Origin of the sequence: Alkalihalophilus pseudofirmus OF4 (assembly GCF_000005825.2) — a bacterium.
GTDB lineage: Bacteria > Bacillota > Bacilli > Bacillales > Bacillaceae_D > Alkalihalophilus > Alkalihalophilus pseudofirmus.
Genome location: NC_013791.2, coordinates 2,357,782 through 2,381,452 on the forward strand (window position 1 = coordinate 2,357,782; position 23,671 = coordinate 2,381,452).

Annotated in this window: 20 protein-coding genes; 3 read left to right on the forward strand and 17 right to left on the reverse strand. The window is 40.8% G+C overall.

The features are described from left to right. Positions 1-9: 9 nt before the first annotated feature. Both BPOF4_RS11920 and BPOF4_RS11925 read right to left on the reverse strand, forming a co-directional pair. Positions 10-1,695 carry a DAK2 domain-containing protein gene (locus tag BPOF4_RS11920; RefSeq protein WP_012959431.1) on the reverse strand — a complete coding sequence of 562 codons (1,686 nt, stop codon included), beginning with the start codon at positions 1,693-1,695 and terminating at the stop codon, positions 10-12. Between the two features lie 23 nt (positions 1,696-1,718). Beyond that, a complete protein-coding gene (locus BPOF4_RS11925) occupies positions 1,719-2,081 on the reverse strand; it encodes an Asp23/Gls24 family envelope stress response protein (protein WP_012959432.1) in 363 nt (120 codons plus the stop codon). 226 nt (positions 2,082-2,307) lie between these two features. Here BPOF4_RS11925 and rpmB point away from each other — a divergent pair, with 226 nt between their 5' ends. Further along, positions 2,308-2,496, forward strand: coding sequence for a 50S ribosomal protein L28 (gene rpmB, locus BPOF4_RS11930; RefSeq protein WP_012959433.1), 189 nt, complete (start codon positions 2,308-2,310; stop codon positions 2,494-2,496). Positions 2,497-2,547: 51 nt separating this feature from the next. Here the strand turns inward: rpmB and spoVM are convergent, their stop codons facing one another. The 14 genes from spoVM to BPOF4_RS12000 all read right to left on the reverse strand — a co-directional run bounded on the left by spoVM (position 2,548) and on the right by BPOF4_RS12000 (position 18,858). After that, positions 2,548-2,628, reverse strand: a complete 81-nt coding sequence (spoVM, locus tag BPOF4_RS11935; RefSeq protein ID WP_012959434.1) for a stage V sporulation protein SpoVM — start codon at positions 2,626-2,628, stop codon at positions 2,548-2,550. Positions 2,629-3,024: 396 nt separating this feature from the next. Further along, positions 3,025-3,672 carry a ribulose-phosphate 3-epimerase gene (gene rpe / locus BPOF4_RS11940; RefSeq protein ID WP_012959435.1) on the reverse strand — a complete coding sequence of 216 codons (648 nt, stop codon included), beginning with the start codon at positions 3,670-3,672 and terminating at the stop codon, positions 3,025-3,027. A 3-nt stretch (positions 3,673-3,675) separates the two neighbouring features. Next, positions 3,676-4,572 (reverse strand): ribosome small subunit-dependent GTPase A, encoded by an 897-nt coding sequence (gene rsgA, locus BPOF4_RS11945; protein ID WP_012959436.1) that lies wholly within the window; start codon positions 4,570-4,572, stop codon positions 3,676-3,678. 68 nt (positions 4,573-4,640) lie between these two features. After that, positions 4,641-6,725 (reverse strand): Stk1 family PASTA domain-containing Ser/Thr kinase, encoded by a 2,085-nt coding sequence (pknB, locus tag BPOF4_RS11950; protein WP_012959437.1) that lies wholly within the window; start codon positions 6,723-6,725, stop codon positions 4,641-4,643. A 5-nt stretch (positions 6,726-6,730) separates the two neighbouring features. Beyond that, complete coding sequence (locus tag BPOF4_RS11955; protein WP_041822473.1) at positions 6,731-7,498, reverse strand: Stp1/IreP family PP2C-type Ser/Thr phosphatase; 768 nt, start codon at positions 7,496-7,498, stop codon at positions 6,731-6,733. Positions 7,499-7,639: 141 nt separating this feature from the next. Further along, on the reverse strand, positions 7,640-8,986 hold the full coding sequence (gene rsmB, locus BPOF4_RS11960; protein ID WP_012959439.1) for a 16S rRNA (cytosine(967)-C(5))-methyltransferase RsmB: 1,347 nt from the start codon (positions 8,984-8,986) through the stop codon (positions 7,640-7,642). Further along, positions 8,979-9,929, reverse strand: coding sequence for a methionyl-tRNA formyltransferase (fmt, locus tag BPOF4_RS11965; RefSeq protein ID WP_012959440.1), 951 nt, complete (start codon positions 9,927-9,929; stop codon positions 8,979-8,981). The genes rsmB and fmt overlap by 8 nt, the downstream gene beginning before the upstream one ends. A gap of 68 nt (positions 9,930-9,997) precedes the next feature. Continuing rightward, positions 9,998-12,409, reverse strand: coding sequence for a primosomal protein N' (gene priA, locus BPOF4_RS11970; protein ID WP_012959441.1), 2,412 nt, complete (start codon positions 12,407-12,409; stop codon positions 9,998-10,000). Continuing rightward, on the reverse strand, positions 12,406-13,629 hold the full coding sequence (gene coaBC, locus BPOF4_RS11975) for a bifunctional phosphopantothenoylcysteine decarboxylase/phosphopantothenate--cysteine ligase CoaBC (RefSeq protein WP_012959442.1): 1,224 nt from the start codon (positions 13,627-13,629) through the stop codon (positions 12,406-12,408). The genes priA and coaBC overlap by 4 nt, the downstream gene beginning before the upstream one ends. A 211-nt stretch (positions 13,630-13,840) precedes the next feature. After that, entirely contained in the window at positions 13,841-14,059 is a 219-nt protein-coding gene (rpoZ, locus tag BPOF4_RS11980) for a DNA-directed RNA polymerase subunit omega (protein ID WP_012959443.1), read from the reverse strand. Then, a complete protein-coding gene (gene gmk, locus BPOF4_RS11985) occupies positions 14,060-14,674 on the reverse strand; it encodes a guanylate kinase (RefSeq protein WP_012959444.1) in 615 nt (204 codons plus the stop codon). 95 nt (positions 14,675-14,769) lie between these two features. Next, positions 14,770-15,033 carry an extracellular matrix/biofilm regulator RemA gene (remA, locus tag BPOF4_RS11990; RefSeq protein ID WP_012959445.1) on the reverse strand — a complete coding sequence of 88 codons (264 nt, stop codon included), beginning with the start codon at positions 15,031-15,033 and terminating at the stop codon, positions 14,770-14,772. 98 nt (positions 15,034-15,131) lie between these two features. Further along, positions 15,132-16,019, reverse strand: coding sequence for a YicC/YloC family endoribonuclease (locus BPOF4_RS11995; protein ID WP_012959446.1), 888 nt, complete (start codon positions 16,017-16,019; stop codon positions 15,132-15,134). 133 nt (positions 16,020-16,152) lie between these two features. Further along, positions 16,153-18,858 carry a calcium-translocating P-type ATPase, SERCA-type gene (locus BPOF4_RS12000; protein WP_012959447.1) on the reverse strand — a complete coding sequence of 902 codons (2,706 nt, stop codon included), beginning with the start codon at positions 18,856-18,858 and terminating at the stop codon, positions 16,153-16,155. Positions 18,859-19,075: 217 nt separating this feature from the next. On the opposite strand from BPOF4_RS12000, the gene BPOF4_RS12005 reads away from it, so the two are divergent. Then, positions 19,076-20,797 carry an Rqc2 family fibronectin-binding protein gene (locus BPOF4_RS12005; RefSeq protein ID WP_012959448.1) on the forward strand — a complete coding sequence of 574 codons (1,722 nt, stop codon included), beginning with the start codon at positions 19,076-19,078 and terminating at the stop codon, positions 20,795-20,797. A gap of 36 nt (positions 20,798-20,833) precedes the next feature. Here the strand turns inward: BPOF4_RS12005 and moaA are convergent, their stop codons facing one another. After that, a complete protein-coding gene (gene moaA / locus BPOF4_RS12010) occupies positions 20,834-21,847 on the reverse strand; it encodes a GTP 3',8-cyclase MoaA (RefSeq protein WP_041822476.1) in 1,014 nt (337 codons plus the stop codon). Positions 21,848-22,395: 548 nt separating this feature from the next. On the opposite strand from moaA, the gene BPOF4_RS12015 reads away from it, so the two are divergent. Next, on the forward strand, positions 22,396-23,661 hold the full coding sequence (locus tag BPOF4_RS12015; RefSeq protein ID WP_012959450.1) for an L-lactate MFS transporter: 1,266 nt from the start codon (positions 22,396-22,398) through the stop codon (positions 23,659-23,661). The last annotated feature ends 10 nt before the right edge of the window (positions 23,662-23,671 follow it).

A 23,671-nucleotide genomic window follows, 5' to 3' on the forward strand; every position in this document is an offset into this window, starting at 1 on the left:
CCGTACGGATTATTCAACCGAGAAAATATATGAGTATAGCGGCTGATTACCTAAATGGATATCTACCTCTACATCTGGATACTCACTCTCAATGTAGGCAGCTAACTCATCTGTTAACTCACTGCTTGCATCTTCCCCTTGCAGGATTGTAATAATCTCACTATTTTCATCCATTAACTTTTGCAGCAGCTCTTTTGTAACCTCTAGTACATCGGCACCTGAGCTGACGATCTTTTTCTCTGCAATTCCCATGAAATCATCTTTTTTAATATCGATACCATCAATATTTGTATCACGAACAGCGAATGTAACTTGTCCTGTTTTCACATGAGACATTGCCTCTTTCATTCCTTGTGCATTTGCATCAAGCGCATCTGATGGGTTAAATGCGAGTAGTGCAGCAAGTCCTTGAGGAACAGTTTTAGAAGGAATGACAACCGCTTTTGCATCCACTACTTGCGCAGCCTGTTCTGCTGCCATAATGATATTCCCGTTGTTAGGAAGAATAATTACTTTTTCTGCGTTTACTTCTTCAATCGCACGCACAATATCCTCAGTACTAGGATTCATCGTTTGCCCGCCTTGAATGACAGCACTTGCTCCTAAGCCTTCAAACAGCTTGGCAATACCATCGCCCATAGATACCGTTACAATACCGTATTCACTCTTTTCCTTCGGTGTGGCCGCAGAAGCTTCTTCGCCTCCATATACAGCCTTCGTTTCGTCTAGAAGGTGGGTATGTTGTTCACGCATATTCTCAATTTTAATGTTGATTAGATCACCAAAACGTTGAGCTTTCGATAGAACTGCTCCTGGTTCCTCTGCGTGAATATGTACTTTCAGAAGATCTTCATCAGATACCACTAAAAGTGAATCACCATGTTCACTTAGTTCATTACGGAATGATGTTTCATCAAATGGATTAGCAGCTAATTTCTCTTGCTCAAAACGCACCATCACTTCTGTACAATAGCCAAATTCAATATCTTCTGTAGACATATGACTTTGAGCATTGTGATGTTCAATTTTTACAAGATCTTCCATTTGCGGCTCTTCAGGCAATGAATCAGACAGCTTTTCACCTTTAAGCACTGCTAAAAATCCTTCGTAAATATAAACTAATCCTTGCCCACCAGAATCAACCACTCCAACCTCTTTTAATACAGGGAGAAGATCCGGTGTTCTTTTTAAAGAAGCACGTGCTTCTTTAAGCACTTCTTCCATCATTGCTATGACATCTTTTTCATGTTTGGCTGTTTTCACAGCGTGTTTTGCCGCATCTTTTGCAACAGTTAGAATCGTTCCTTCAACAGGTTTCATAACCGCCTTATATGCTGTTTCAACACCATGTTCAAATGCCTTAGCTAAATCTAGTGCACCAATCGACTCTTTACCTTCTACATCCTTAGAGAAACCACGGAATAATTGAGATAAGATAACACCGGAATTACCACGTGCTCCCATTAAGAGTCCTTTTGCAAAAGAGGCAGCGACCTTACCTGCATCATCACTAACTTGTGCTTTCACTTCTTTTACCCCAGAAGTAATGGACAAGTTCATATTTGTACCTGTATCTCCATCCGGAACAGGGAATACATTAAGTGAATCCACCACTTTAACATGTTTTGATAAATTAGCTGCCCCTTCGACAAACATATGGGCAAGTTTTTTTCCTTCAATCGAATTTACTGACACAACAAGCTCCTCCTAACTACACCTTACGGATTAGTAACGCGGACGCCTTGAACAAAAATATTCACGGAATCAACATCTAACCCTAACATTTGTTCTAACTGATACTTCACTTTCGTTTGGACATTGTAAGCTACTTCAGAAATTTTTGTACCATAGCTTACGATAATGTACATATCGATATGAATTTCCTTATCGATCTCACGAATTACCACACCGCGGCGAAAGTTTTCTTTTCCTAACAAATCAGTAATACCATCCTTGATTTGCTTTTGGGAAGCCATCCCAACAATACCGTAACAATCGACTGCTGCTCCGCCAGCAATTGTAGCTACTACATCTTTAGAAACATCTACAACACCTAGTTGGGTTTTCATTTCAATGGACATAAATGATTCCTCCTTCTCGAATTCAAGACTTCGGTCATTATCGTCATTTTACTATACTCAAAGGGTTTTTTAAAGTTGTTTTAAAATAAGCGGGGCAAAGATACACTGTCAAGCAACTTTACTTGATAAACTTTCCGTGTAGCTATTGCATTCATATAGGGGCTGTGCTACTATAGTCAAGTATGATTTCTGTGGTCATCGCTATTGGTATAAGGAGGTGCAGATCATGGCTCGTAAATGTGCAATTACTGGAAAACAAGCAAAAAGCGGCAACAAGCGTTCTCACGCATTGAATAAAACAAAACGCCGTTGGGGTGTAAACGTACAAAAGGTTCGTATTTTAGTAGATGGTAAGCCTAAGCGTGTATATGTTTCTACTCGTGCGCTTAAGTCTGGTAAAGTTGAACGCGTATAATTTACTTCGTTACTAACAAAAAAGCACCGTATACACGGTGCTTTTTTGTATTTACCCCTTTTTGAATGAGTTCAGCATGGCCCTTACGAATCCACTTAAAAATTTGGGCAGTTTGATTGTGTAGAATTTCATAGCTCCTCCTCCTCAACGTAAAACCCATGAGTTAATGATAAAGAACTTTAGCTAGCGACCAGAGCGGGCGTTAGCAAAGCTTGCTTCACCCTTTCGATAAAAAGACTTGCAGTATAATAGAGAAAGGATAAAAACAACACTCTTTTCTACTAGTATATTCACAAGCTAAGAACTATACCTACTTTTTCCCGAGAATTCTCTAACCTTGTCTTCCTACCTTATACATATGCATTTCTTTACTAGATATGTCTTGGACTTTTTGGGTAAGTACACCTCTTTATCTGACCCTAAAGCACATAATACTTATATGCACTAGTTGACCCAACCGTTCCCTGCAATTAAAAAGAACCTAAGAAAACAAAAAAACGTTAGTCAAATGACTAACGTTCACACAGATTAATACCCTCTAATGTCAGCAATTGCCTTCGCACGGTCTTCTTTATTGTAAATAGCTGAACCAGCTACTAACACATTAGCACCAGCTTCCACGCATTGTTTAGCTGTTTCCGGATTCACTCCTCCGTCCACTTCAATCTCAACATCTAAGCCTTTTTCTTTAATGTAGGAAGAAGCTTCTTTAATTTTTGGCAGAACAGATGAAATGAAAGACTGGCCGCCGAAACCTGGATTTACGGTCATAAATAAAATCATATCCAGATCCTCCACTATTGGTTTAACCGCGTCAAACGGGGTATGAGGATTTAAAACGACTCCTGCCTTGCAGCCATTCTCTTTAATTAAGTGAATGGTTCTGTGAAGGTGCGGACACGCTTCTACATGCACGGTAATGATATCTGCACCTGATTTTGCAAACTGCGGGATATATTGATCAGGATTTTCGATCATTAAGTGAACATCTAACGGCAGTTTAGTAACGGGACGGATCGCATCCACAATTAAGGGACCGATCGTAATATTTGGAACAAAATGCCCGTCCATCACATCAACATGGATGTAATCGGCACCGCCTGCCTCTACTTCTTTAATGTCTTCTCCAAGGGTAGCGAAATTAGCTGAAAGAATCGATGGTGCAATTTTAATCATGATCTAATACCTCCGTTTAGTGTTCTTAATTTCATCTAAAAAAACAAGATAATGCTCATAACGGCCGTTATCAATTTCACCTTGCACAAGCGCTTCTTTTACTGCACATTTAGGTTCAGAGGTGTGCGTACAGCCCCGAAACTTGCATAGATTATGGACGCTTGCCATTTCAGGAAAACAGCTTGATAAGTCTTCAGGCTCCATTTCAATAAAATCAAGTGAGCTAAAGCCAGGGGTATCTGCAATTAATCCCCCGCCTACTGCTAATAATTCTACGTGTCTTGTTGTATGCTTGCCTCGACCTAGATGACTTGAAATTTGATTAGTTTCAATTTCTAGTTCCGGTTTTAGTACGTTTAGCAGAGAGGATTTACCTACTCCTGACTGACCCGCGATAACGGTGACTTGATCTTTGATACAAGATAGAATTTCTACCATTTCGTTCGTTTGATTTGAAGATTGGTTTTGATTTGTTGTTAAAATGACGGTATACCCAATGGCTTCATATTGCTTTTGATATTCTTTTATTTCCGCTAGTTCATTTGGTAATAATAAATCGACCTTAGAAATAATAATAACCGGTTTGATATTGTTTGCTTCGATATGTACTAAAAAACGGTCGAGCAACAGCGGACTGAAGTCAGGTTCCTTCGCTGAAAAAACAAGCAATGCTTGATCGATATTAGAAATAGGCGGACGTACCAGTTCATTCTTTCGATCAAATACATCTAAAATATAACCATCTGTTCGATTTTCGGCTTCAAATTCCACCTCATCTCCTACAAGCGGTTTAATCTTGCGCTTTCTAAAATTTCCACGACCTCTGCATTGGAATATTCCATCTTCATTTTGAACGTAATAAAAACCACTTAAGGCTTTTACAATCATACCAGTTGCCATGCATGACCTCCTTAATTTCCCCCAAAGCAAGTAGAAAGAGCTTAGCTTATTCACTAAGCTCTCTTCTTTTAATTGAATGTATATTGCTTAGAACTATGAGCTTGGTTTCCGTTGACATAAACATCAAATGAACCTGGGTATTCCTCACTTACCTCTAGAGGTATGGAATAGGTTTTCGGTTCAGTTATTGATTCCTCAACAAATACTTCATCAGCCCCATTTGTTGTCGCATCACGATATATGATGCGGATCTCATAACTATTACCGGCCTCTTGGTCCTCTTGCGATACGTCAACAGGCTGATTGACTTCATATTGTTTTGTTGCTGGTGTTTCTGGTTCAGGATCTGGCTCTTCGGTGCTTCCGCTATCTTCTGGCGTATCCTCTGACGCTGGGGGTGGTTCTTCTTCTCTAGGTCCTCTTGAGACAATTAACTGCACATCATCACCCGGCTGCAGCATCGTAAATGCTCCAGGTGATTGACGTATGATGAGACCTGCCTCCACTGAATCAGAGTATTCATTTTGGAAACGGCCGTTTAAGCCTACCTCAGTTAAATACTCACGTGCGGCATCTTCCCGTTCGCCCTCTAAATTACGAAGCCTAATCTCTGATTGAACCGCATACGTTAAATAAACCGTTGTTTCACCTGCTACCACTGTTTCACCAGCACTAGGACGCTGCTCGGTAACGATGCCAGGTGTTTGGGTCGTATCTTCCTGCTCAATGCGTTCGACCGTTAAGCCTTGTTCATCGAGAAGGCGCTCTGCCCTTTCAATAGGAAGCCCAATGACATCATCGAGTTCAAAGCTCGCGTCTTCTATATTAACATATAGGACCACCCTTGATTGTTCCTTTACTCTCGAACCTGCCCTTTGGCTTTGCCGCGCAACATGACCAGGTTCAACACCTTCTATCTCCTCATCCTCGCGCTCGACCACAAGGTTAAGGCCAAGAAGCTCTTCTTCAGCCTCTTCATACGGCATACCAACAACATCAGGAACTTCAACCTCTGCCACATAGAAGAGATTAGGAAACAGGACAAAAGCCGCTGCCGTAGAACCGATTAATAAAAACAACGCTATAAGACTGATAATCAGCCATTTTTTCTTCTTTTTCTTTTTAGGTGCAGGCTCTTCTCCTGCCTCAGCTTGCTCAGACGCAGGCTTTGGAGGCGGTGCGGGGGCAGCAACAGGTGCCGTGCGTTCATTGGATTTTATTTCAATTGTTTTGTCAACATCATCTTCTTTTAAATCGTCATCTTTAATGATAGGAATAGCCTTTGTCATGTCTTCTTCAACATCATTAGCATAATATACATTTTCATTTAGTCTGTCTGGATTTAAGACCGTTTCGACATCTTCTTCCATATCATGAATCGATGCATATCTTTTTAACGGATCTTTAATTGTCGACCTTCTAATCACATTTTCAATACTTTGTGGCAGTCCTGGGACGATCGATTTTGCAGAAGGCACCTCATTTTGAAGGTGCTTAATTGCAATAGACACGGCCGTATCACCCTTAAAAGGCAGCGTACCTGTGACCATTTCAAACAAGACAATTCCCATAGAATAAATGTCAGAGCGGTACGTAACATGACCTCCGCGGGCTTGTTCTGGGGACAAATAATGCACAGAACCCATAACTGAATTAGTATGCGTGATCGTAGCCGATGAAATCGCACGCGCAATTCCAAAATCTGTGACCTTCGCAACGCCGTCCTTACTCACTAATATATTATGCGGTTTAATATCACGGTGGATAATTTGGTTCGCATGGGCATGTGAGATCGCAGCCATCATTTGCTTGAGCAGATCAAGCACCTTTTCAACAGGCAGAGGACCTTCCGATTGAATTAATTCTTTCAACGTAAATCCTTCTACGTATTCCATTACAATGTAATACGTATTGCCCTCTTCTCCGACATCAAAAATATTAACGACATTCGGATGGTTTAAACTTGTTGCAGCTTGTGCTTCCCGGCGAAAACGTTTAATAAACTGTTCATCTTCTGAGAACTGTGGTTGGAGAACTTTTACTGCAACATGACGGTCTAAAATGACATCTAATGCTTTATACACATTTGCCATTCCGCCGCCGCCGATTACTTCAAGAATTTGATATCGGCCCGCAATACGAGTACCTATCATTTCCCTCACCTAGCCTTGTCCGTATCTAAGGCATGATTAGAATGTTCTTCATACTTAACGATTGCAATTGAAATATTATCTTCTCCACCACGTTCATTCGCCTTTTTAATGAATGATTCCGCTATCGCCTCTATCGATTGTTCTGCCGTAAGCATATTTTCCATCTCAGCTGTTTCGATTTTGTTAGATAAACCGTCTGAGCAAAGCATAATTAATTGATCGTCTTCTACTTGAAGTGTCTGCACATCGACTTTAATAACAGGTTCCGTACCCAGAGCCCGTAAAAGTACATTTTTTCTTGGATGATGTTCAGCTTCAGCTTCTGTGATTTGACCCGTATTCAATAATTCTTGTACGAGTGAATGATCAGATGTTTTGAGCTTAAAGCCAAACTCATTTTTAATATACACTCTGCTGTCTCCCACATGAGCAATTGAGACAAACTCTTCTGTACATAGAGCGGCAACAATTGTCGTACCCATGCCTTGGCATTCTTTATTGTCTAATGCATGTTGATAGAGATGTTCATTCAGTTTTAAACAGCTATTTCTCAGCCAGTGCTCTGCTTCTTTAGCAGAAAAAGGTGAGCTTACTTCACTCCATTCCTTTTCTAGAAACGATACAGACATGGAACTTGCAACATCTCCTGCTAAGTGTCCACCCATTCCATCAGCTACAACGGCCAGAATTCCGCTCGAATTCTCAAATACGCCTCCGCTGTCCTCATTATGTGTACGCACTTTCCCAACGTTTGTCATAAACGTATACCGCATCCTGCTACCACCTACCTCTTCTCCCCAAATCAAATGAGCTGAACTCTCCTTAGTCCTCATCCTAATAAGGTTTCATACCCTTAACTTCGCCGCCTACATTGGCATTCCCTCTATGGGCATTTACTCTAAGCTATTTTAAGGTTACTGTTTAACCAAGCTCGAAATAAAGAAGCCGTCACTGTTAAAATCTTGGGGCAATATTGTAACCATCCCTGATTTAAATCGTTTTGAGTCAATCACCTGCTTAGGAAGGCGATTTTTTAAATCTTCATCTTTAACAAATGAAGGGTGCTCAGCTAAAAACGCTTCAACGGTTTCCTCATTCTCATCTTTATCCACCGTACACGTACTGTATACTAACGTACCGCCTTTTTTTAATAACGGGGCAACAGCATTTAATATCGCCTGCTGAATGGATTGAATCGCTTTAATGTCTGCTTCTTTCTTGGCCCACTTGATATCTGGCTTTCTCTTTATAACACCAAATCCAGAACACGGCGCATCTACAAGAATGCGGTCGAAGCTCTCTGGCTCAAATTTCTCAGCCAGCTTACGTGCATCTGCTGCCTGGGTATCAATAATTGATAAATCAAGCCTTGCTGCTTGTCCTCGTATTAGCTTCACTTTATGATCATGTAAATCAAAAGCGAGAACGCTGCCCTCGTTATTCATTTGTTCTGCAATATGAGTTGTTTTACCGCCAGGGGCAGCACATACATCCGCAACTCTTTCACCACTGTTCGCCCCAAGCGCTCTGCCTACAAGCATAGAACTTTCATCTTGAGCCGTCACATACCCTTGTTTAAACGCTTTCGATTCAAACACTTGTCCGGACTTAATAATAAGAGCGTCCTCACTAAGCTCTCCTTTGACAGCCGCAATCCCATCTGCTTCAAGCATGCTGATCACTTCTTCTCTTGTTGCTTTTGTTTGGTTTACACGCACTGTAACAGCAGGAGAGACTAAGTTCTCTTCACACATTAAGCGGGTATCTTCCTCACCAAATTGCTTAACCCAGCGAGCTACAAGCCACTTTGGATGACTCGTTTCTAAAGCTAATCGTTTAATAGGGTCTTTTTCATTTTTAATATCAGGAACGCCTTCTCGCCCGATACTGCGTAGGACTCCGTTAACCATCCCGCTGATTCCTTTATGGCCTCTTTTTTTAGCGATCGTTACCGCTTCGTGTACAACCGCCCTGTCTGGAATACGATCGAGATATACAAGCTGATAGACTGATAACCTAAGCAATACCTTTACCCAATCTTCTAACTTATCAATACCCTTCTTAACAAAAGGAGCAAGAAAGTAGTCGAGTGTATCTCTACGTTGAATTGTTCCATAGACAAGCTCAGTGAGTAAACCAATATCTCTGCGGTCTAGCTTTGATTTATTAATCGTTTGATTCAATAAAAGATTACTGTAAGCTTGATTTTTCTCAATTTGTAATAACACATCTACTGCTACTTCACGTACATTTTTACTCATTTTCATCTCCAAGTTTCATCCCCGTTTTAAGGGAACTCCCTGCCCCGCGCAAGAAGTCCTCAGCAGTCATTCTTTTTTTGCCCGATGGTTGAAGCTCCATAATTTCAAGAGCTGTTTGATTACCTGTAGCAACGACAAAAGAGTCATCTCTAATTTCGATCACCGTACCTGATTCATGTTCTGTTGCCACGTTCACTTTCTTTGCACGCCACACTTTTAAAGGCTTTTGTTGAAGGGTCGTAAATGCAACCGGCCATGGATTCAGTCCGCGGACTTGGTTGTATAAATCCTCACCCGTTTTACTCCAGTCCATTTTTTCCATCTCACGCGTGATATTTCTAGCAAACGTTACCTTCGTTTCATCTTGCTTTTGCGGTGTAATTTCACCCTTAATTAAAGCTGGGATCGTTTCACTTAACAATTTAGCACCTGCAGCACTTAATTTATCATGCATCGAACCAACATGATCCTCCTCTAAGATCGGTACACGCACTTGTGTTAATATATCACCTGCATCTAGCTTCTCAACCATATACATAATGGTAATACCGGTTTCTTTCTCACCATCAATAATTGACTGATGAATAGGTGCTCCGCCGCGATACTTCGGCAATAGAGAAGCATGAACATTAATACAGCCGTACGCTGGCTTCTCTAAAATATCGTTTGGCAATATTTGACCATAAGCTGCTGTAACGACTAGATCAGGTTCATATCCTAACACACGCTCAATTTCTTCTTGATTTCTAATGCGTTCTGGCTGAAGCACAGGAATCCCGTGTTTCATTGCTTCTACTTTTACCGGAGGAGGTGTCATAACCTTCTTTCTGCCTACAGGGCGGTCCGGCTGGGTGATGCAGGCTGCAATGTTATACCCATCCATCACTAATTGACGCAACACCGGTACTGAAAAGTCCGGTGTTCCCATAAATACAATCTTCATATTCTAATCCTGCCTTTCAAAAATAACGTGCGAATGTATCTCATTCAATCTTTAATTAAATAGTTTACTTACATAAATAAATAAGGATGTAAATCAATTGATATATTCAGCTGGCCTTGATTCATTTCTTTTAAATAATGCTGCTGAATTTCCCGCAGTGTATTTACAAGCTTCGGTTCATTTTTGTATTTTATCATGCATTGATAGCGATATCTATCTTTTATCCGTGCAATAGGCGAGGCTGTAGGGCCTAAAACAACCGTTTCATCTGAAAACTCTCTTTTTAAAAATGAGGTGATTTTTTCCGTTACGCCAATCACTTTAGTAATTTCCGGATGAGAGACATTAATTAACGTCAGATAAAAATAAGGCGGATAACCAGCATGTTTACGCTGAGCCATTTCCATTTCAAAATAAGCTTCATAGTTATGAGACTTTACAAGCTCGATACTATAGTGTTCAGGAGTGTATGTTTGAATAACGACTTCTCCAGATAATTCATGCCGCCCGGCTCTTCCGCTTACTTGTTCCATCAGCTGAAACGTTCTCTCACTCGCCCTGAAGTCAGGTATATGCAGCATGGAATCTGCAGCGAGGACACCAACGAGGGTTATGTTTGGAAAATCCAGGCCTTTAGCGATCATCTGAGTGCCTAGCAAAATGTCCGCTTCTCCTTTTCCAAACGACGTTAAAAGCCGTTCATGAGAGCCTTTTTTTCTTGTTGTATCTACATCCATCCTAATGACTCTAGCAGAAGGAAGGACTCGCGCGATTTCTTCTTCGACTTTCTGCGTTCCTGTCCCAAAAAATCGAATGTGTTCACTCCCGCAGGACTCGCATACAGTCGGCATTGCTTCCTCATGACCGCAATAATGACACTTAAGTTGATTCTGACTGCGATGATATGTCAGAGATATATCACAATGATCACATGTTGCTACATACCCGCAATCCCGACACATCACAAAGGTTGAGTACCCTCTGCGGTTTAAAAATAGAACCGTTTGTTCATTGCGATCCATTCTCTCTTGCATCTTTTCAAGTAAAGCAGCTGAGAACATTGACCGGTTGCCTGCTCTTAACTCTTCACGCATGTCTACAACATTCACTTCAGGCATTGCACGATTATTTACACGTTCGGTCAGAGGCAACAAAGTATATCGACCCTTTTTCGCCCTGGCATACGATTCTAGCGACGGGGTCGCACTTCCTAAAATTACCGGACATTGATGATACCGGCCCCTGAACATCGCTACATCTCTAGCATGATAACGAGGGTTTTCCTCTTGCTTATAGCTTGATTCATGCTCTTCATCTATAATAATAATTCCTAAGTTTTTAAACGGAGCAAAAATAGCTGACCTCGCCCCGACAACTACCTTCACTTCATCACGATGAATCTTGCGCCACTCATCGTATTTCTCTCCCATTGAAAGACCTGAATGTAGAACAGCTACTTTAGAGCCAAATCTGCCCTTAAAACGGTTCACCATTTGCGGGGTAAGAGCAATTTCAGGGACGAGCACAATGGCTTCTTTCCCATCCTTTAATGTGCGGTCAATCGCTTGAAGATAAATCTCTGTTTTGCCGCTGCCAGTCACTCCGTGTAATAAAAATGGTTCGTGAACCTCACTTTCAAGACTTTTGAGAATAGGCGCAATCACAGCTGCTTGTTTTTCAGTTAATTCAAGCGGCTTTGTTTCTTGGATATCCAACCCTTCCGTTGGGTCACGGTACACTTCTTCTTCCGTCTCATTAAGCAGTCCTTTTTTAAGAAGAGGAGTTATCGTCGCACGAGTGGTTTCTACTATACGCAAGAGCTCATTCGTTTTGATTGGATTCTTTTGGTTATATAAAAACGAGATTACCTCTCGCTGTTTTGCCGCACGCGCAGACAGATGACGTAATAGTTCTTCTTCTGACTCTCCCTCAGCCGCAAGCCTAAGAACCCGTTCTGTCTTTTTATTTCCTTTATCAACGACAACATATTCAAGATCAAGCACCCCTTCTTGAATATAGGTCTGAACGAGCCGAACGAGTGAGGCATGCTCTTTCGTTAGAACATCCCAGTTCAGTCGGTCAGATTTTCCAAATGCCGCTTGAAGCGCCATATCAAAAGAGGCCGGGTCTCTTTTCAATACGACTTCTTTTTTCACTTTTGCACGAAGAGCAGCAGGCAGCATGACGTGGTAAGCTGATATTTTAAAGCTTAACGTCTGATCTGTCAGCCATTCTCCTAACTCTAATAATTCTTGAGTTAAAACAGGGATCACATCAAGGATATTCGAGATTTTTTTTAATTTATTATGAGAAGAAGACTCCGCAATCTCGATTACAAACCCTTGGATGGTCCTCGGTCCAAATGGGACGACGACCCGCATTCCTGGCTTGACCACTTCCTCCCATTCAGGCGGAATGCGGTAATCAAACAGGCGATCGGTTTGTTGGGCGGGCACATCCACAATCACTTTTGCGATCATTCATTCCTATTCCTTTCAATATAATCTATAATATCGGTTAATATCTGCTTCGCTACGGCATCTTTCGTTTGCTGTTCATAATTCTTAACCTCGCCGTCTTTAGAAAGAATCGTCACAATGTTAGTGTCAGACCCAAATCCTGCACCTGGCGTGGTAATGTTATTTGCTACAATTAAATCGAGATTCTTTTTTAGTAGTTTTTGTTTCGCATATTCTTCAACGTTTTCCGATTCAGCCGCAAAGCCAACCAAAATTTGATTCGCCTTCTTTTCACCAAGTGTTTTCAGGATATCCCGAGTCCTCTCCATTTCAACGCTCCACTCACCTGGACTTTTCTTTCTCTTCTGTTCAAACGTTTCTTTTGGTCTGTAATCAGCGACTGCTGCTGACTTGATGACAATATCTGCAGAATCATATACAGACATTACAGCCTGATACATTTCCTCAGCTGATATGACTTTGATGACATCCACACCAGCTGGACGAGGAAGATTGGTCGGACCGGATACCAGCGTCACTTCTGCTCCTGCCCGTTTAGCTGCTGCAGCTACGGCGTAGCCCATCTTACCAGTTGAGTGATTCGTGAAATAACGAACTGGGTCAATCCTTTCTTGAGTCGGTCCCGCTGTAATTACCACATGTTTTCCTTTTAACTCATTTAGAGAATTGGTATCCCTCTCTTCAAATACACGATTAATCATATCAGCAATGACCTCAGGCTCTGCCATGCGACCTTTGCCTGTCCACCCGCAAGCAAGATACCCTGCTTCACCTTCTATAAAAGAGTAACCAAAATCTTTAAGCGTCTGCATGTTTTTCTGTACAGCAGAATGGTTGTACATGTTTACGTTCATAGCAGGGGCTAAATAGACATCTGCCTTTGTCGCAAGCAGCGTGGTCGTAATCATATCATCAGCAATCCCGTTTGCTAGTTTTCCGATGACATTTGCAGTAGCAGGAGCGACTACAACAAGATCTGCCCAATCAGCCAGATCAATATGAGCAATCTTTGACGGATCTGGTTCATGAAAGGTCCAATCATATACAGGGTTTCTTGATAATGCTTGAAATGTGTTAGGATTAACAAATTCTTTTGCAGACTCAGACATCATTACCTTTACCTCGGCACCTGCTTGAACAAGTTTACTCGTTAACGCGCAGGCTTTATACGCAGCAATGCCTCCAGTTACAGCTAGTACAATATGTTTACCATTTACCATGTTTGTTCTCACCCTTTATATGCACAGTTGCTATTGCACCGTTTCTATTTTTTATGTAATAAATAGCTTCTCTTAATCTATTATGCCACCCAATCTTAACCTAAACAAAGAGCCTGCCCTCTATAACAGTAATCAAATGATCCAAACAGGCTTGCTGCAAGTATCAATCTTGGTTTACTTGAGGGTCAGACTCTTTCATTGGTTGTATGAATTACTCTTCTTCTACTGGGGTAATACGCTCAAAACGCAGATGTTCTTCCACAATTTCTTCAAGCGCCATACCAACAGGCTTATGTGCTTTAGGGCGGTTCACAAGCGGACCGCGGCTTGAATCTTCACGAATTTCTCTTGCACGCTTTGCCGATACAGTGACAAGTGTATATTTTGAATCTAATTTATCCATTAATGAATCAATTGATGGGTATAACATTTAGTCAACCTCCACTAACTCTTTATATTTTTCAATAAGTCTTTCTCTTTTACAATGTTCAGCAACAACAATGGATTTAATTCGATCCACAGCAAGGTCTACTTGATCATTTTCTACGACGTAATCGTATTTTTTCATCATGTCAATTTCTTCCCTTGCAACAGTCATCCGCTTATTAATCACTTCTTCAGTTTCCGTGCCGCGCCCTACAATACGCGCTCTTAGCTCAGCTAAGCTCGGAGGCATAAGGAAAATAAACACGCCTTCTGGGAACTTTTCACGAACCTTCAAAGCTCCTTGAACCTCAATCTCTAAGATAATATCTTGTCCATTATCAAGCGTCTGCCTCACATAATCAACTGGCGTACCGTAATAGTTACCGACATACTCTGCCCATTCTAGTAATTGATCATTTTTAATCATTTCTTCAAATTGATCACGGCTCTTAAAGAAGTAATTAACTCCATTCACTTCTCCTTCTCTCGGCTGCCTGGTTGTGGCAGAAACAGAATATTGAATATCTGTTTCCTCTTTACGTAATGCTCCGCAAACCGTCCCTTTCCCAACGCCTGCTGGGCCAGATAATACAATTAATAAACCCTTTTCTTTCTTCATGGAAACCTCCTACACCACATAGATTACCCCGTAGTGGCTGCATCTTTCATAATTAAGATGTACCTGATTAAAAATAAGGCATTCACAAGATGTGATTATGCCTCTTCTGCACCATCTTCCTTACTAGTTAAGCGCTGTGCGACCGTTTCAGGCTGTACTGCACTTAAAATTACATGATCACTATCTGCAATGATAACTGCTCTTGTTCTACGACCATATGTAGCATCGATCAGCATGTTTCGATCACGTGCATCTTGAATAATGCGTTTGATCGGTGCAGATTCAGGACTGACAATGGAAATAATTCGATTAGCTGATACAATATTTCCAAATCCAATGTTAATGAGTTTAATATTCATGCATGTTCCCCCATCTGTTAGGAGAGCCGACTACCACTCTCATCATTTTTATCCAAACTAACCTAACTATATACGAAAAAGCGTTCGAATTCTACGTTCTATTCAACATTTTGTACTTGTTCTTTAATCTTTTCTATGTAACTTTTCAATGAAACAACAAATTGTCTTACTTCTGCATCATGAATTTTCGAACCGATTGTATTAATTTCACGGTTCATTTCCTGAACGAGAAAATCAAGCTTTCTGCCGATAGGAAAATCGTGATTTTCACTAATTTCCTTAAAGTGGCTAAGGTGCGATCGCATCCTTACAAGCTCCTCATTTACATCTGCTTTTTCAGCATACAAACATGCTTCAGCAATGATGCGGTCAACTACCGCTTCACTGAGCTCCTTTAAAGACGAGGCCACACGCTCTTCCATTCTCTTTTGTAAATGTAGATTAATATCTGGTGCTTTTGTTTCAATTTTAGAAAGAACATTTGAAATATGGTTTAGTTGAATAAAAAGATCTTTTTTCAACCGGTCCCCTTCTCGTTCTTTCATATCAACGAGTTCTTGAACACAAGCAGTTACGGAATTTAAGATCGCCAAACTGATTTCTTCTGCATGCTTATCTTCCATTTCCACTTTTTTAACAAGCCGGTCATCAAAAAGAAGTGTGTTTACATCTAAGCATCCACCAACTTGATTTGATGATCCCTTTAATTCATTGGCAATTTTGATGTACTCTTTGAGTAACTCATAATCCACTTCAAGCTTATGCCTACTAAATTCGGCTTTTTCAACATGAATAAAAAGATCAATTTTCCCGCGTTTTATTTCGTTATGTACTGTAGAGTGTATCTTTTCTTCTAAATGAAGAAACTCATTTGGGATACGAGTACTGCACTCAAAGAAGCGATGATTCACTGCCTTTGCTTCTACTATGATCGAAAAATGATCGCACTTAAAACTGTAACGTCCATAACCAGTCATACTTCGCATCTTATCACATCCATTCTCTTATTTTAACGAACTTTATATCTGGTAACAAGTAGAAACTACAAGGCGCCAATTATTCTGAGCTTTTAGAAAAATAAAACGAGTTCATATGTTCATGAACTCGTTTTTTCATCACTTATCTTCTTTTAAACAGCTGAAATCCTCCTAATACAACAGTCGGGATCGCAGCCATTCCAAGTACGAGCAGCCACTCACGCATATCAAGTGCAACCGTATGGAAGACTGGCTGCAGCGGAGGATAATAAATAACAGCAATCATAAGTAAAACAGAGATTAATACCGCTCCAACTAAATATCGATTTTCAAATGGATTTCGGTGATAAACTGAGTACTCGCTGCGGCAATCAAAGACATGAATGAGCTGAGCCATCACAAGCGTGACAAACGCAACAGTTTGAGCCCTGATTAACTCCTCAGGATGTGCTTCTAAAGTAATCCAGAATGCTGCTAGGGTAACAGCCCCAATCATAAAACCGCGGCTTAGAATTTTCCATGTTAACCCTCGAGCAAAGACTCCTTCCCTTGGGCTTCTTGGCGCTCGCTTCATGACGTCGCCTTCTGCTTGGTCCATCCCAAGTGCCATAGCAGGCAGCCCATCTGTCACTAGATTAATCCATAAAATTTGAATAGCAACTAATGGAAGCGGCATCCCTAGCATCATCGCAAATAGCATAACTAAAATCTCACCGACATTGGATGCCATCATATAGCGGATGAATTTCCGGATGTTTTCATAAATATTACGGCCTTCTTTAATGGCGGATTTAATCGTTGCAAAGTTATCATCGCTTAAAATAAGCGAGGAAGCTTCTTTTGCGACATCTGTTCCTGTAATACCCATTGCTATTCCAATGTTGGCTGCTTTAATGGCCGGTGCATCATTAACGCCATCTCCTGTCATAGCCACAATATGCCCTCTTGCCTGGAGTGCTTTAACGATTTTTAATTTATCCTCAGGAGAGACCCTGGCGTATACATCTACATCATCAACGCATCCCTCAAGGTCCTCTACACTCATTTGTTTTAATGTTCTTCCCTCTAACACTTGGCCTCCCTCACGAAGGATCCCTAACTCTTTTGCAATTGCAGAAGCAGTAAGGCGATGATCGCCTGTAATCATGACCGTTTTAATTCCAGCTTCCCTGCATTCAAGAATTGACCCCTTCACCTCAGGTCTTGGCGGGTCAATCATTCCCTCTAACCCTAGAAACGTTAATTGTCTCTCTGCTTCAAAAGGCTGGCTGCATACTTCATTTGCCTTTAATGGTCTATAAGCAATGGCAATCGTTCTAAGCGCTTTAGATGACAGATTAGAAATAACGCCCTCTACTTCTGTTCTTCTAGACGATGTGAACGCCTCTGTTTGTTGATTATATGAAATGGTTGTACATTGAGATAAAACGACATCAGGAGCTCCTTTTGTAATAATAAAAGATCTCCCTTTCTTATCTTTAACTATGACGCTCATCATCTTTCTTGCGGAGTCAAAAGGAAATTCCATTACTCTAGTGTATTGATCATTCAGACCCTCTGTACTGTATCCAGCCTTCATGGCAGCTACGACAAGAGCCCCTTCAGTCGGATCTCCATCTAACACATATTCAGTTCTCTCTTTTCGTAACATCCCCTGCTTAATAGACCGCGTCATAAGTGAAGCGTTATTACATATTGCTCCGTAACTAAGTAATTGCTGCAGAGCCCTTTCACGCTCAGGCAGCACTTCTACTCCGGCCAAACGAAACGCACCGCTTGGTTCATACCCATTTCCGCTGACTTCCCACAGCTTGCCGCCAGACCATAGCCTTGTGACGGTCATTTTGTTTTGGGTGAGCGTCCCCGTTTTGTCCGAACAAATAACAGATGCACACCCTAATGTTTCAACGGCGGGGAGCTTTCTAACAATGGCTCTTCGTTTAATCATCCGTTGAACACCAAGTGCTAATGCTACTGTGACGATCGCCGGAAGACCTTCAGGTATTGCCGCTACAGCAAGGGAAACCCCTGATAGGAACATTGTATAAACGTCATGACCCTGCCATACCCCAATAATAACGACAAGAGCCGTTAGTAATAAGGCAATAGCAATCAAAATCTTTCCTAACTGCTCTAATTTGTGCTGAAGAGGTGTAACAAGTGATTCGGTTGATTGCAGCAAGTGTGCAATCTTGCCCATTTCTGTTTTCATACCAGTGTTTACAACAACACCAACCCCATTACCTTGCGTAACCATCGTTCCCATAAACGCCATGTTCTCTTGATCACCTAAGGAGGCATCCTTTGCATCAAGCGGTGATGCATGTTTTTGAACAGGTACTGATTCACCTGTTAAAGATGATTCTTCTACCCTTAACCCATTTGCTGAAATTAAACGGATATCTGCACCAATCCGATCACCGCTTGTCACTTTCACCACATCTCCTGGTACGACTTGAGTGGAGAGAACCTTTTGCCACACACCGCTTCGATTAACCATCATTTGCGGTGAAGACAGCTCTTTTAGGGCATCTAACGATTTTTCAGCCTTTCTTTCTTGAACAAAGCCTAAAATCCCATTCAACAAGATGATAAACATGATCGTCACTGCATCAATGTACTCTCCTAATAAGCCAGAGATTAATGTTGCAGCTAACAAAACAAGAACCATAAAATCTTTAAATTGATTCAGAAACACTAAGAAAGCGGGTGTTCTCTTACCGTCATCAAGTTTATTGGCTCCGTAAACGCCAAGCCTCTTTTGAACCTCTTTCTCTGTTAAGCCTGTCTCAATTTTGGTCCTTACCGATCGTTCTACTTCTTCTGTAGTCATTCTCAACCATTGCATGCCGCCACCCCACATTTAGTCCTACTTCTGCTCACTAAGAAGACTCTCGCAACTTGCGACCTCTTCTTAATAGTCATTTATACAAGCCATCTTATTCAGCGAGAGTGAAAAACATGCTATACTCATGAAAGCAAATTGAACAAGCCAGCTTCTTACGACTATCTATCAAAAGAAAAGTATGCAAGGCTGGTTTGTGGTTAGAGAAGAGGTGCTACATATGTCATTTGACGGCATTATGACTCGTGCAATCACACACGAACTTTCACATACACTGCAGTCAGGTCGTATTTCTAAAATTTATCAGCCATTTAAAACAGAACTTGTCTTCACGATTCGAGCCAATGGTGCTAATCACCAGCTGTTAATGTCTGCAAATGCCAGCTTTGCCCGCATTCATTTAACGAATGAAAAGTATACAAATCCGGAGAAGCCTCCTATGTTTTGTATGCTTTTACGTAAACATCTCGAAGGCGGGATTATTGAATCGATTGAACAAATTGATATGGAACGTATTATTGAGATGACCATACGAAATAAAGATGAACTTGGTGATGTTCAATCGAAAAAATTAATAATTGAAATTATGGGACGCCATAGTAATATTATGCTCGTCGATGCTGATTCCGGCGTTATTTTAGACAGCATTAAGCATGTCAGTCTTTCTCAAAGCAGCTATCGGACTGTTTTACCAGGTCAACTGTATAAACGACCGCCAGAACAAGAAAAACAAAACCCGTTAGACCTTGATGAATCAGCTGTTTTAAAAGAAATGGACTTTAACCAGGGGAAGCTTGACCGGCAGCTGGTCGACCGTTTCAGCGGTTTATCTCCTCTTGTAGCAAAAGAAATTATTGATCGTTCTGGAATGAGCAATAGACAAACATTACCGCAAGCATTTCTTGTAGTCTTCTCTTCGGTTAAAGATCATGAGTATACACCGCAGATGATTGAAGCTGATGGAAAAGAATACTTTAGTGTGATTGATTTACATCATCTAAACGGAGAGCAGCGCTCATTTCCTACAATTAGTAACATGCTTGATCGTTTCTTTTACGGCAAAGCAGAACGTGACCGCGTAAAGCAGCAAGCGTTTGACTTAGAAAAAATGCTTCGCAATGAATATCAAAAAAACAAAAAGAAATTAGTTAAACTTGAACGGACACTAACAGATGCTGATAAGGCAAAAGAGTATCAAAAATATGGTGAACTGCTTACAGCTAACCTTTATTCAGTAAAGCGCGGGGACAAAAAAATAGAAGTAATCGATTATTATGAAGAGGAACAGCCAACGATTGAGATTAAACTTGACCCGTTAAAATCTCCTTCAGATAATGCTCAAGCTTACTTTAAGAAATACAATAAAGCGAAAAATTCAGTTCAGGTTGTACTCGAACAAATGGAGCAAACTAGAGAAGATATTGATTATCTCGATCAGTTAATTCAACAAATGGAGAGTGCTTCACCAAGAGACATCGAAGAAATTCGGGAAGAACTGATTGAGCAAGGCTATCTAAAACGCAGACAAAAGCCTTCAAAAAAGAAGAAAAAAGAAGAAAAGCCTCAGCTTGAAGTATACACATCTTCTTCTGACCTTACCTTTTATGTCGGTAAAAATAATAAACAAAATGACTATTTAACAAATAAGTTTGCAAGACAAGATGAGATTTGGCTTCACACAAAAGATATACCAGGTTCGCATGTGGTGATCAGAAGCACTGATCCGGATGAACAAACAATAATTGAAGCCGCGACCGTTGCTGCTTTCTTTAGTAAAGCCCGTCAATCTAGTTCAGTGCCCGTTGACTATACAAAGATCAGACATGTAAAAAAACCGAATGGTTCTAAGCCAGGATTTGTGACATACGATCAGCAAACAACCGTTTTTGTGACTCCTGATGAAGATTTGGTACTGAGCCTAAGATCGAAACAAACCACATAATAAAAGAGAGCGGACATATGCCGCTCTCTTTGTTTTTTATCCACCTATATGTGACATTTCAATTTTTTCTCTATTTCTAGAAGATTCCTCGGTTCTCTCAATAGAGTATTGATCATCCCGCCTATTCCAGACTGAATGGATTTGATAAATAATGTCCTCATCTGCCGAACCATCACGAAGCATCTGCTTAAAATCAGTTCCCTTGGTCGCAAATAAACATGTATAAAGTTTCCCTTCAACGGATATTCTTGCACGGTTACACGAAGCGCAAAAGGCATCTGAAACAGAGGAGATAATCCCGATTTCGTCATCTGAACCAATAAAACGATACCTCGTTGCTACTTCTCCTTCATAACGCGGGGCGATCGGTTGTATAGGCATCACTTGATTAATCTTTTCGATCATTTCCCGTTTAGTCAGAACATCATTTAATCTCCATCCATTGCTCGTTCCAACATCCATATATTCAATCAACCTTAAGGTGTAGCCTTTTTTTCTAAAAAACGTTGTCATTGGAAGAATTTCATGGTCGTTAACCCCTTTTTGAACAACCATATTCACCTTAACACCAAGCCCTGCTTCCGCTGCTGCATCCATCCCTTTAAGTACTTGATCTACCCCTATGCCTCGTCCATTAATCTCACCGAATCGCTTATCATTTAAGCTGTCTAAGCTGACGGTCACTCTTTTTAATCCAGCTTCTTTTAAACGGCTGGCCATTTTAGGAAGCATTACTCCGTTCGTTGTCATCGCAATATCGTCAATCTTTGTTGCCCGACGGAGCTGATCAATTAATTGATCAACATCTTTACGCATCAGCGGCTCCCCGCCTGTAATACGCAGCTTCTCAATTGATGAAGCTTTTGTAAAAAGAGTAGTAAGTCTTGTAATTTCCTCAAAACTAAGGAGCTCGTCCTTCTTTAAAAAAGGGTAATCAGGACCGAATACCTCTTTAGGCATACAATAATGACATCTAAAGTTACAGCGATCTGTAACTGAAATTCTAAGGTCTCTTAGGGGCCGGTTGAATTGATCTGCTGCTTTATTCATTTAACCACCCGCTTTCAATATATTTAATTGATTCATGTTCTTTCTAAACTTTGTATAACTATTCATTTTCATTATTGATGTTTTTGTGACTATCCCGACCGGAAACCCCTTTCTTTTTAACAAGCAAGTTAAAGTTACCATCTATGAAAGCATAAACTTCTTCATTTCACAACCTTAAAGTTTTTTCCGATTAACATGGAATACACAATGCTCATTGTCTTTATTACATCAAATTTTAAATTTGTATGAATTTTTCCTTGTCTGTGAATACGTTTCCATGATAAAATTGTGACAAATGTTCAACAATTGTGATTATGTCATGCTACGGAGCAGCGTCCCTGCTACCGACCATAACATAAGGCACACCTAAAAGAATGATTGATGTTTGATTAGTGAGTAGAGTCCCTGCTGATGATTAACCGTCAAGTTATAGGTTCATTCATGTACAGTAAGTGTATTGTATATGAATCAATCTAAGACTTGTCGGTTTTTTTATGTGGAAATATTCCTTTTGGCAGAGAGATAAAAGAAAAGAGGAGGAACATGATATGGAGACAACAAAAAACCGCTGGCTTATTGCCCTTAGTGCAGTAGGTATACATATTTCCATCGGTTCTGTGTATGCTTGGAGTGTTTTCACTAACCCGTTAATTGAAGCATATGGCTGGTCACTTAGTGCTGTTTCATTAACATTTAGTATTGCTATTTTGTTTTTGGGAGTATCAGCTGCTTTTATGGGTCATTTTGTGGAAAAACATGGACCAAGGAAATCTGGAATTGTTGCAGCCATTTTCTTTGGGATAGGAACCATAGGAGCTGGCTTTGCTACAAGTATTGAATCAATTTTTCTATTATATGTTACATATGGGGTCCTCGGAGGAATTGGACTCGGGGTTGGGTATATAACCCCTGTTTCAACCCTTGTTAAATGGTTTCCAGACCGCAGAGGATTAGCTACTGGACTAGCTATTATGGGATTTGGCTTTGCAGCAATGATTGCAAGCCCTATCATGAACAGCCTGATCAACTCAGTTGGCATTGCAAATACATTTTACATTTTAGGTGTCGTTTACTTAGTCGTAATGCTGGGGTCTGCAAGCTACCTTGCTCCGCCCCCAAAAGGATGGATGCCTAAGGGATTTGAAGAGAAAATTCAATCAGGCGATAAAAAGCCTGTTGCTGATCTATCTCAATTAACTGCGAATGAAGCTGTTAAAACAAAGCGCTTCTGGTATTTATGGATCATGTTATTTATTAATGTAACGTGTGGAATTGCCATAATTTCAGTAGCCTCTCCAATGGCTCAAGAAATAGCCGGCATGTCAGCAGTAGCTGCTGCTACAATGGTTGGAATTATGGGGTTATTTAATGGATTTGGACGAATCGGCTGGGCCTCCATCTCTGACTACATCGGTCGTCCAAATGTGTATACAACCTTTTTCATTATCCAAATTGCATCATTCATGCTGCTCCCGTCCCTATCACATGCGATTGCTTTCCAAGCCGTTGTATTTTTAATTCTAACGTGCTACGGCGGTGGATTTGCAGCCATCCCAGCTTATATTGGTGATATATTCGGAACAAAACAGCTTGGTGCCATTCATGGATATATTTTAACTGCATGGGCGCTAGCAGGGTTAGTCGGTCCGATACTCGCTTCAACGATTCGTGAAACGACGAACAGCTATGCAGGAACATTATACATTTTCACTGGAATGTTTGTCGTTGCTCTTATTGTATCAATCTTTATACGTTCAGACATTAAGCAGCTAAAAGAGGCCCAAAAAGCAGAAGGCAGCCAAGTAGCAAGTTGACAATTTTTTG